The sequence below is a fragment of the Asticcacaulis sp. genome, from assembly GCF_020217185.1.
GTDB lineage: Bacteria > Pseudomonadota > Alphaproteobacteria > Caulobacterales > Caulobacteraceae > Asticcacaulis.
Genome location: NZ_JAIWNX010000024.1, coordinates 1 through 10,000, shown reverse-complemented (window position 1 = coordinate 10,000; position 10,000 = coordinate 1). Strand labels below are relative to the sequence as shown.

General features: G+C 60.7%; 11 protein-coding genes. 6 read left to right on the top strand and 5 right to left on the bottom strand.

Translation table 11 applies throughout. The annotated features are described in order from the left end of the window. The 3 genes from LDL37_RS01175 to purC all read right to left on the bottom strand — a co-directional run. The coding region (locus LDL37_RS01175) for a phosphoribosylformylglycinamidine synthase subunit PurQ (RefSeq protein ID WP_290793145.1) at positions 1-376 on the bottom strand (376 nt) is incomplete at its 3' end. A gap of 1 nt (position 377) precedes the next feature. Beyond that, entirely contained in the window at positions 378-629 is a 252-nt protein-coding gene (gene purS / locus LDL37_RS01170; RefSeq protein ID WP_290793142.1) for a phosphoribosylformylglycinamidine synthase subunit PurS, read from the bottom strand. 65 nt (positions 630-694) lie between these two features. Next, positions 695-1,453, bottom strand: a complete 759-nt coding sequence (purC, locus tag LDL37_RS01165; RefSeq protein ID WP_272742583.1) for a phosphoribosylaminoimidazolesuccinocarboxamide synthase — start codon at positions 1,451-1,453, stop codon at positions 695-697. Between the two features lie 247 nt (positions 1,454-1,700). Here purC and LDL37_RS01160 point away from each other — a divergent pair, with 247 nt between their 5' ends. Then, positions 1,701-2,024, top strand: a complete 324-nt coding sequence (locus LDL37_RS01160) for a DUF1476 domain-containing protein (RefSeq protein ID WP_013480523.1) — start codon at positions 1,701-1,703, stop codon at positions 2,022-2,024. Between the two features lie 52 nt (positions 2,025-2,076). Beyond that, entirely contained in the window at positions 2,077-2,571 is a 495-nt protein-coding gene (locus LDL37_RS01155; RefSeq protein WP_290793132.1) for a hypothetical protein, read from the top strand. On the opposite strand, the gene LDL37_RS01150 is transcribed toward LDL37_RS01155, so the two are convergent. Together LDL37_RS01150 and purB are read right to left on the bottom strand one after the other, a co-directional pair. Beyond that, positions 2,568-3,272 carry a 2OG-Fe(II) oxygenase family protein gene (locus LDL37_RS01150; protein ID WP_290793129.1) on the bottom strand — a complete coding sequence of 235 codons (705 nt, stop codon included), beginning with the start codon at positions 3,270-3,272 and terminating at the stop codon, positions 2,568-2,570. The genes LDL37_RS01155 and LDL37_RS01150 overlap by 4 nt on opposite strands. A 147-nt stretch (positions 3,273-3,419) precedes the next feature. Beyond that, the gene (gene purB / locus LDL37_RS01145; protein ID WP_290793126.1) at positions 3,420-4,724 is read right to left on the bottom strand and encodes an adenylosuccinate lyase; all 1,305 of its coding nucleotides are present in this window, start codon (positions 4,722-4,724) and stop codon (positions 3,420-3,422) included. A gap of 169 nt (positions 4,725-4,893) precedes the next feature. On the opposite strand from purB, the gene LDL37_RS01140 reads away from it, so the two are divergent. The 4 genes from LDL37_RS01140 (at position 4,894) to LDL37_RS01125 (ending at position 9,866) form a co-directional block, all read left to right on the top strand. Then, a complete protein-coding gene (locus LDL37_RS01140) occupies positions 4,894-6,759 on the top strand; it encodes a glycoside hydrolase family 9 protein (protein ID WP_290793123.1) in 1,866 nt (621 codons plus the stop codon). A 107-nt stretch (positions 6,760-6,866) separates the two neighbouring features. After that, positions 6,867-8,111: a peptidoglycan-binding protein gene (locus LDL37_RS01135; RefSeq protein ID WP_290793120.1), complete on the top strand. Its 1,245-nt coding sequence runs from the start codon at positions 6,867-6,869 to the stop codon at positions 8,109-8,111. 229 nt (positions 8,112-8,340) lie between these two features. Beyond that, the gene (gene msrP, locus LDL37_RS01130; RefSeq protein WP_290793117.1) at positions 8,341-9,270 is read left to right on the top strand and encodes a protein-methionine-sulfoxide reductase catalytic subunit MsrP; all 930 of its coding nucleotides are present in this window, start codon (positions 8,341-8,343) and stop codon (positions 9,268-9,270) included. After that, positions 9,270-9,866 carry a protein-methionine-sulfoxide reductase heme-binding subunit MsrQ gene (locus tag LDL37_RS01125; RefSeq protein WP_290793114.1) on the top strand — a complete coding sequence of 199 codons (597 nt, stop codon included), beginning with the start codon at positions 9,270-9,272 and terminating at the stop codon, positions 9,864-9,866. Before msrP ends, LDL37_RS01125 begins: the two co-directional genes overlap by 1 nt. The last annotated feature ends 134 nt before the right edge of the window (positions 9,867-10,000 follow it).

The window sequence follows — 10,000 nt, the reverse complement described above, 5'->3', positions numbered from 1 at the left end:
GCGTGTTGCGATTTTCAATCGTCAGTTCAATGGGTTTGCAGACGTACTTAAGACCGGCATTACGCATCAGCGCGCCTGGCAGCAGGCCGGCTTCGCACAGGATCTGGAAGCCGTTGCAGATGCCGACGACCGAGACGCCGCGCTGCGCCGCCTTGACCACCTCAGCCATCACCGGCGACAGCGACGCCATCGCGCCGCAACGCAGATAGTCGCCATAGGAGAAGCCGCCCGGCACGACGATCAGGTCGAGGCCCGCGGGCAGGCTCGTGTCCTGATGCCACACCATGCTGACTTGGGCCCCGGTCGTCACCTCAACCGCCACCTTGCAGTCGCGGTCACAATTGGAACCCGGAAAGACGAGGACGGCGGCTTTCATCTTACGCGACCTCGATGCGGTAGGATTCGATGACCGTATTGGCCAGCAGCTTTTCGCACATGGACTTCACCTCGGCTTCGGCGGCGGCCTTGTCCGTGCTGTTCAGGTCGAACTCCAGCACCTTGCCGACGCGGACATTGGCGACATCGCTCCAGCCGGCGGTGCCCGCCAGTCCGTTGAGCGCGCCTTCGACGGCCTTGCCCTGAACGTCGAGAACGCCCGCCTTGAGGAAGATATGAACCGTGGCTTTCATCTTTTCACTTCGTTTAAGAGAGTAAGCAAAAAGTCCACCGTCAACGATGGACTTAAGAGGGAAGATTACTGCGCACCGCCCTCGATGACGCGGGGCATGTCCTTCATGATCCCAAGGCGCTTGGCGACCTCGGTATAGGACTCGATCACGTCGCCCAAATCGCGGCGGAAGCGGTCCTTGTCCAGCTTTTCGCCCGACTGCGTGTCCCACAGGCGGCACGAATCGGGGCTGATCTCGTCGGCCAGGATGACGCGCGAGAACTCGCCTTCGAACAGGCGGCCGAACTCGATCTTGAAATCGACCAGGGTGATGCCGACGGCGGCGAACATGCCGCACAGGAAGTCATTGACGCGCAGCGTCATGGCCAGAATATCGTCGATTTCCTGCGTCGTGGCCCAGTTGAAGGCCGTGATGTGCTCTTCCGTAATCATGGGATCGCCCATCTCGTCGTTCTTGTAGTAGAACTCGATGATGGACCGCGGCAACTGCTGGCCTTCGGGCAGGTTGAAGCGTTTGGCCATCGAACCGGCGACGACATTGCGGCAGACGACTTCCAGCGGGATGATCTCGACTTCGCGGATCAGTTGTTCGCGTAAGGAGAGGCGCTTGATGAAGTGGTTTTGCACGCCGATCTGCGTCAGGCGGGTCATCACGAACTCGCTGATGCGGTTGTTGATGACGCCCTTGCCTTCGAGTTGCGCCTTCTTCTCGCCGTTGAAGGCGGTGGCGTCGTCCTTGAAGTACTGGACCAGCGTACCGGGCTCAGGGCCTTCGTACAGGATCTTGGCCTTGCCTTCGTAAATCTTCTTGCGGCGGGTGGTCATGGCGCCATCTCCAGAAAGGGCAGCGCATGTGCAGACGTCGGAATAGTCAAACCGTCCGGGCCAGCCGGTGAGGGGTGTCGGGGGAGGGTTTGAAAAGGGCGTCTGACGCACGGCTGTGAAAGAGGCATCCCAAGGATGCGATTGGGTGCAGCCAATAATCAAAAACTTTTGTGATGTAAATGACGGTTTGTGTTGCGCGGGGTCATGGCGCGCATTAAAACCAGAAGGACAAGTGAGGTTTATCCCTATGACGACGTTTGATGACCGATCCAAAGGTTTCGAAGCGCAGTTCGCCCACAACGAAGAATTTGAATTCAAGGCTGTGGCGCGCCGTAACCGCATGATCGGCCTGTGGGCAGGCGAAAAGATGGGCCTGTCCGGCGACAATCTCGAAAACTACGCCAAGGCCGTGGTGCGCGCCGATTTCGAGCAGCCAGGCGAGGAAGACGTGATTCGCAAGGTGCTGGGTGACCTGACGGCTTCCAACATTCCCGTGCGCGAGACAGAGGTGCGAACCAAGGTGGTTGAGTTTCTGGCTCAGGCCCGCGAGGCGCTGAAGAACGAGCAGTAGGATTTCAAAAGGTTCCGTTCGCGGAGCCTTTTTTGTTTCCGGGGAGGGGAATATGAAAATTTTTTTGACGGCTTTGAGTCTGACGCTGTCTATCGCATGCGCTGGGCCGGTTATGGCGCAGGTTGACAGTAGAGTAACCGAGGCGAATGTTGCCGGGCACGCGGATATGGCGTTGAGGGCCAAAAGTCCAACACTGTATCTGACGGCGACCGGCGATCTCAACGGGGACGGGATCGAGGATGAGGCCGCCTTCTACAGAGATCCGGGCGATCAGGTCAGGGTTGGAGTCACGTTCGGAGAACGGGAACGCTCCCCTTTCAGAATCGTGAACATGTTGCCGATGCGGTCCTTGAGCCTCAAAAACGACATACCGCGCATGGGGCTTGAGATTGTCGAGCATGAGTTCGTGGTTGGGGCCTGCGAAAAAACACCGTGCAAGCCGATAGCCGTTAGCAAATACGGTCTGAGAGTCTTTACGTTCGAAAGTGCGGCCTTACTTTATACTTGGGACGGAAAGCAGTTCGTCGAAACGGTTCTGGGTGACTAAACAAATCGCCCTGTGACCGCAAACCTTGGCGCGCCGGCGTAGGCGGCCAGAGAGGCCACCGAGCGCGGCTGATCCCCGGCATAAAGCGCCAGATCGTTGAGGCGTGGCATGACGCCGCCTTCGATATCGCCTGATGGCGAATGGAACAGGATCTGCCCGCCCCAGTCCGAGCGCCAGTCGTGCGTGAAGTTCCATTCAAAGGTCAGGGCGGCCTGCGCGTCCGTATGCATGGTGAAGAAGTCGCCGGGGCGGTAGCCGGTGGCGATCAGGCTTTGCAGTTTCAGCCCCGACAGCCCGGTCAGGTTTTCGCAGAAGGCTGCAAATTCCGCCGACCACAAAAGTTTAGCCAGTGCAAACAGCGGATGGTCTTCTCCGAGGTTTACCAACGCCTCTTTTGAGGTCAGGTCGTAGCCCAGATGCAGGAAACTTAAGCCTGTCTGGGCGCGCTCGGCGGCAGCGGCGAGGCGGTCCTGAATCTCCGACGGATTGAGCGTCTCAAGCTCGGTGCGCGACAGGATGTCCGGCTGGCCTTCGCTGTCGACCAGATGCAGTTCCCACAGGGTCTGCTGCTCCAGCGCGTGATGAACGGCGTGGGCGTCCTCGTGCGACAGGGCCCCTTCGAGCCGGATGCGGCCCTTGCGCGCAAAACGGTCTCGGTAGCCGGCAAAATCAAAGGCGTCGGTCAGAAGGGAAAGGGACATGGTCTTACTCCAAAGTGCCTCCCCTGATATCAGGGGAGGTGGATTTTGGCGCGGAGCGGCAAAAGACGGTGGGGTTAATTGCCGCCGGATTAACCCCCCTCCGGCTTTCAGCCGGTGTCCCGCCTAAAATTAGGGGGGATACGGCTCTTATTCCCCAAACACGCGGGCGAAGATCGTATCGACGTGTTTGGTGTGGTAGCCGAGGTCAAAGAAGGGCTCAAGCTCTTCGCGGGTGAAGAATTTGGACACGTCCTCGTCGGCGCTGAGGAAGTCGAGGAAGTTGCCTTCGCCGCGCCAGACGCGCATGGCGTTGCGCTGAACCGCCGAATAGCTGTCTTCGCGCGACATGCCCTTTTGCGTCAGGGCCAGCAGCACGCGCTGCGAGTGGACGAGGCCGCCCAGACGATCAAGGTTCTTCTGCATGTTTTCCGGATAAACCATCAGGTTTTCCATAACGCCCGCCAGACGACGCAGGGCAAAGTCCAGATGCACGCAGGCGTCCGGTGCGATGCCGCGCTCGACCGAGGAGTGCGAAATATCGCGCTCGTGCCACAGGGCGACGTTTTCCATAGCCGGGACGACGGCCGAGCGCACCAGACGCGCCAGGCCGGTCAGGTTTTCGGTCAGCACGGGGTTACGCTTGTGCGGCATGGCCGATGAGCCCTTTTGCCCCTTGGAGAAGAACTCTTCGGCTTCCAGCACTTCGGTGCGTTGCAGGTGGCGGATTTCCACAGCCAGACGCTCGATGGATGAGGCCACAACGCCCAGCGCCGCGAAAAAAGCCGCGTGACGGTCGCGCGGGATGACCTGGGTCGAGACGGGCTCGACGCTCAGGCCCATCTTTTCGGCCACATAGGCTTCGACTTCGGGCGAGACATTGGCAAAGGTGCCGACCGCGCCGGAAATGGCGCAGGTCGAGATTTCCTCACGCGCGACCTCAAGGCGCTTTTTGGCGCGAACAAATTCGGCGTAATAACCGGCCAGTTTCAGGCCAAAGGTCACCGGCTCGGCGTGGATGCCGTGCGAACGCCCCACCGTCGGCGTAAACTTGTGCTCAAGGGCGCGCTTTTTCAGCGCCGCCAGCACCAGATCAACGCCTTCGATCAGCAGATCGGCCGAACGCTGAAGCTGAACCGCGAAACAGGTATCAAGCACGTCCGAAGAGGTCATGCCCTGATGCAGGAAGCGCGCTTCGGGGCCGACGATTTCCGACACGTGGGTCAGGAAGGCGATGACGTCGTGCTTCACCGTGCGTTCGATCTCGTCTATGCGATCCGAATCGAACTGCGCATCCTTACCCTTGGCCCACAGGGTTTCGGCGGCCTCGGTCGGGATGACCCCCAGTTCGGCCATCTTGGTCGCGGCGTGGGCCTCGATTTCGAACCAGATCTTGTACTTGGTCGAAGGGTCCCAGATGGCGGCGGCGTCCTGACGGGAATAACGGGGGATCATGGCAAGGTCCGGTCTGAGAGAGATAAAGGGGGATAAAATGGTCGCGGTTCTGTTGGGCGGATGTGTCCTCTGAGTCAAGATTTAAATGTACTTTTCGCACCGGGCAGGGTTTGTTAGGACAACGCAGTGACAGCGCTGACATAGGCGCGGAGATTGAGGGAGAAACGGTATGAAACAAGCGCTTTTAGCCGGCGTCGTGATGGCCTGCCTGGGGGGTGTGGCGATGGCTCAGCCGAGCCTGCCGCGGCCTTATCAGCATCACTATATGGAATTTCCGACGCTCAATCAGACCGGGTTTCAGCCGGATTCGCCCAAAATCGCCGTCTATGCCGTGCCCGAAGACGCACCAGCGCCCGCTGGCAAGGCATGGCCCGCCATAGACTGGGTGGTGAGGGACGCGGCCAATACGGAGGTGCTATCCGGACGCAGCGAAGCGTTCGGTCTCAATGCCGGGTCGGGCAAGGTGGTGTACCAGATTGATTTTTCCGCTCTGAAGACGCCCGGCAGCAGCTATGTGGTCGGTGTGAAAAAAGGCGACACCTATAAGGTCAGCGCGCCTTTCGACATTCGTGCCGATGTTTATCAATCATTGAAATACGACGCTCTGGCCTTCTTCTATCATCAGCGCGCGAGCGTGCCGATCGAAGCGAAATACGTCGGTGAGCGTTTCGCCCGGCCCGTCGCGCACGAAAAGGAGATCGTCACCTGCTGGGGGCCGAAAGATTATCGCGGCAATGACTGGGGCGGTTGCCCCTACACGCTGGATGTGTCCAAAGGCTGGTACGATGCCGGGGACCACGGCAAGTACGTGGTCAATGGCGGTATCGCCGTGTGGACGCTGATGAACGCCTATGAGGGGGCGCAGGCGCGCGGCGACCGTAGCTTTGACGATGGGCGAGTGAAGATTCCCGAAGCGGGTAACGGCAAAAATGACCTGCTGGATGAGGTGCGCTTTGAAATGGACTTCCTGCTGGCCATGCAGGTGCCGGACGGGCAGACCCTGACCCTGCCATTAGGAGATCAGCGCAAGTCTCTGGACAAGCTCACCTTTACCCGTGTCGATGCGTCAGGTATGGCCCATCACAAGATGCACGACGAGCACTGGACGGCCATACCCATGCCGCCGCATCTCGATAAGGAAAAGCGCGGCCTCAGCTATCCCTCGACGGCGGCGACGCTCAATCTGGCGGCGACGGCGGCGCAGTGCGCGCGGGTGTTCAATGGCGTGGACGACGCCTATGCCGACCGCTGCCTGACGGCGGCCAAAAAGGCCTATGCCGCCGCGAAGCGCGTGCCCAATGCCTATGCTATTGACGTGCTGACGGGCGGCGGCGGGGGCTATGGCGATGGCCACCTCAGCGACGAATTCTACTGGGCGGCCGCGGAGCTGTATGCCACCACGGGGGACGCGGCCTATGCGGAGGATGTGAAGGCCTCGCCGCACTATCTGACGGCCACGGATTTCAGTTGGGGTAAGGTCGATACGCTGGGCACCCTGACGCTGGCAACGGTGGACACGCCCCTGCGGGCGGCGGCGCGTCAGGCCGTGGTGGCGCGCGCGGCGTTGATGCGGACAGAAACGTCCGGGCAGGGCTATCATATCGCCTTCAACAAGCCCTATGTCTGGGGCTCGACGGCCGATTTTATGAACCGGGCCATGCTGTTCGCCTACGCGGCGGATATCAGCGGCGACGCGGCCTATCGCGCCGAATCCGTCAATCTGTTGGATTATGTTTTAGGGCGTAACCCGCTGAATTTCAGCTATGTTTCGGGGTATGGCGAGCGCGCCATGCAGCATCCGCACCATCGCTTCTGGGCCAATGACGCCACCTTGCCGCCCCCGCCACCGGGCGTCATTGCCGGCGGACCCAATCAGAACCCCTCGGACCCCGATGCCAAAGCCCGTCTGAAAGACTGCGCCCCACAAATTTGTTATGTGGACCATATCGGCAGCTATTCTACCAATGAGGTGGCGGTGAACTGGAACGCCCCGCTGTTCTGGGTGGCGGCGTGGCTGGACGGCACGCGCAAGTGACAGGCTTTGAACAAGGTTAATTTACCCGAAAAACGCGAGTCGGGTTGGCGGCAGGGTTAATAAGGCGTTAAGCTTGCCGCAACTGATTTGTCTGTGAGGGTGCTGAGATGAGGAACTGGACGCTGAACACCGGCGTGTCGCTGATGGCGCTGGCGGTCATGGCGTGTGGTACGGGCGCGTGGGCGGCTAAGCCGGCGGTCAAACCGGCGTCCCCGGTCCTGAAGGACACGCCCTCTGCCTATGGCGCATCGGGCGCGCAGGGCGTCTATATGGGTGAGGCCAAGGCCCCGGTTGTCAGCCCGGCGTCGGCCAAGGGCGATTGCCCCGATGGCGCTGTGGGTGGCGACCATCCGGACCTGCCGCCAGCGGTGGTCAAGGAGGCCCGTCCCAACCAGTGCTATACCCGTCTGATGAAGCCGCCGGTGCTGGAAACCTATGCCGAAAAGGTGCTTGTGGAGCCGGAGCGCGTCGAAACCCGCGCGGTGCCTGAGGAATGGCGCTGGGCGGAGCGTCAGGTGGTCGATCAGCCGCAACGCGTCGAGCGCAAGGTGATCCCCGCCGTGACGCGCAAGGTGATGGAAGAGCGCGTGGTGCAGCCGGCCACGTGGCGCGAGGAACCCGTGCCGCCCGTTTTCGAAAAGCGCACGGAAAGCGTCATGGTGCGCCCGGCGCGTCAGGAATGGGTGCGCTCGGAAGGGATTGCTACCGGTGCGGCGCTGGTTACCCCCGGCGATCATCAGCCGGTGCGTTACCGCGCCGATGGTATGCTGACCTGGCCCGGCAAGGAGCCGGTGGCGATTCAGGGCAGCGCCGAAACGACCGAGTACCTGCAAAAGGGCTCGGCCCAGACGATCTGGTGCCTGAAAGAGGTGCCGGCCGAATATAAGCAGGTCGAACGCATGGTCGAGGTGCAGCCGGCGACGGTGCGCCGCATCAAGGTCCCGGCCAGGGTCGAAAAGGTCGAGCGGGTCATCGTCGAGCGCGAGGAACAGGTCATCGAAAAGGTGATCCCGGCCACCTATCGCACGGAAAAGTATAAGGAAGTTATCAAACCGGCGCGCACGGAATCCTATACGGTCGCCCCCGTCTATAAGACGGTGGACAAGACCCGCGCGGTAAAGGCCCCTGAGCCTGTGTGGCGTGAAGTCCTGTGTGAACGCAACACCACCCCGGCCAAGATCAAGGCCCTTCAAGTGGCCCTGAAACAACGCGGCTACGATCCCGGCCCGGCCGATGGTACGCTGGGCACCAAGACCGTGGCGGCCATGCAGAAGTTTCAGGCCGATCAGGGTCTGCCACAGGGTCAGATTTCGGTCGAGGCCGCCGAAGCCCTGGGCGTGAAGATACATTAGGATGGGGAGGGCCGGTGCAGGGGGCACCGGCCTTTTTTGCATCTGGCGTGTCACCAAATGGCCGGTTTCTGCGTATAGTCATCTGTAATGCCAACGACCGAAGATGCTGATCGCATCCGGTCGTTGAAAACTCGCGAATATCTCATCTGTATCAGCGACATGAGATATTCACGAAACGCATACCCAGGGTCATTTTCAATGACCTTGGTATAACCCACGGAGACTGCCCATGTTGATCCGCCACGCCCCCGACCTGACCGACAACGACGTCACGCCAAAGGATGTCTATCTCCGGCGGCGCGAGATCATGGCGGCCGGGATCGGTTTCGGGCTGGGGCTGGCCGGAACGGCCGTGCAAGCCGCGCAGGTGACGGGCAAGCTGAGCGCCAAACGCACCTTCTGGACCAATGAGACGCCGACCGATCTCGAAGCCGTGACGGGCTACAACAACTTCTATGAGTTTGGCACCGATAAGCTGGAGCCGGTCAAATACGCCTCGGCCCTGACCACGCGGCCGTGGACGGTAAAGCTTGATGGCGACTGTGCCAAACCCCAGACGATCGACATCGAAACCCTGCTGAAGGGCGCGCTGGAGGAGCGCATCTACCGGCTGCGCTGTGTCGAAGGCTGGTCGATGGTCATTCCGTGGATCGGTATTCCGCTGGCCGAGGTCATCAAGCGCGCCGAACCTCTGTCAAAGGCCAAGTATGTGGCCTTTGAAACCGCGCTGCGCCCCAAGGAAATGCGTGGCGTGTCCGACCGCATCCTGCAATGGCCCTATGTCGAGGGGTTGCGCATGGATGAGGCGATGAACCCGCTGGCCCTGCTGGCCGTCGGGCTTTACGGCGATCTGCTGCCCAATCAGAACGGCGCGCCGATCCGGCTGGTCGTGCCGTGGAAGTACGGGTTTAAATCCATCAAATCCATCGTGCGGATTTCCTTCACCACGCGCGAGCCACCGACCTCGTGGAACCGTTACGCACCGCGGGAATACGGCTTCTATTCCAATGTGAACCCGCAGGTCGATCATCCGCGCTGGTCACAGGCGACCGAGCGCCGCATCGGCGAATTCAAGCGCCGCCCGACCCTGATGTTCAACGGCTATGCCGACAATGTCGCGCACCTCTATGCCGGCATGGACCTGAAAAAGTATTACTGATGAAGGCCAAGCGCGGGTTTACGCCGGATATCGCCCTGATCTGCGCCCTGTGCCTGTTGCCGGCGCTGTGGCTGCTGTGGCGATTTTTCCAGAACGATCTGGGGGTTAATCCGGTCGAGACGGTGGTTCGGCAACTGGGGGTGTGGGGGTTGCGGCTGCTGGTGCTGGGCCTGGCCCTGACGCCATTAGCGCGCCTGTTGCGGCAGGGGCGGCTGATCCGCTGGCGGCGGCCCATCGGCCTGTTTGCTTTTGGCTACGTGGCGCTGCACCTGCTGAGCTATGTGGTGATCGATCAGTATTTCGACTGGGCGCAGATCTGGTCGGATATCCTCAAACGGCCCTATATCACCTTTGGGATGATAGCCTTTGTGCTGCTGATCCCGCTGGCCCTGACCTCGTTCAATGCGGCGATCCGGCGGCTGGGCGGGGTGGTGTGGCGCAACCTGCACCGGCTGATCTATGTGATCGTGCCGCTGGGGGCCTTGCACTACTTCCTGCTGGTCAAGGCCGACAAGACGATGCCGCTGGTCTATGCGGCGATTATCGCCGTGCTGCTGGGCTGGCGCGTCTGGGAATGGGCGAGGAAGAAGGTTTAGCCACCAAAAACACGAAAAGCACGAACGGCAGAGGCTGAACTGATACCAACGGCCGAAGATGCTGACCGCATCCGGCCGTTGAAGAAACGAGGATTTCTCATATGTGTCAGTGACATGAGAAATCCTCGAATGGA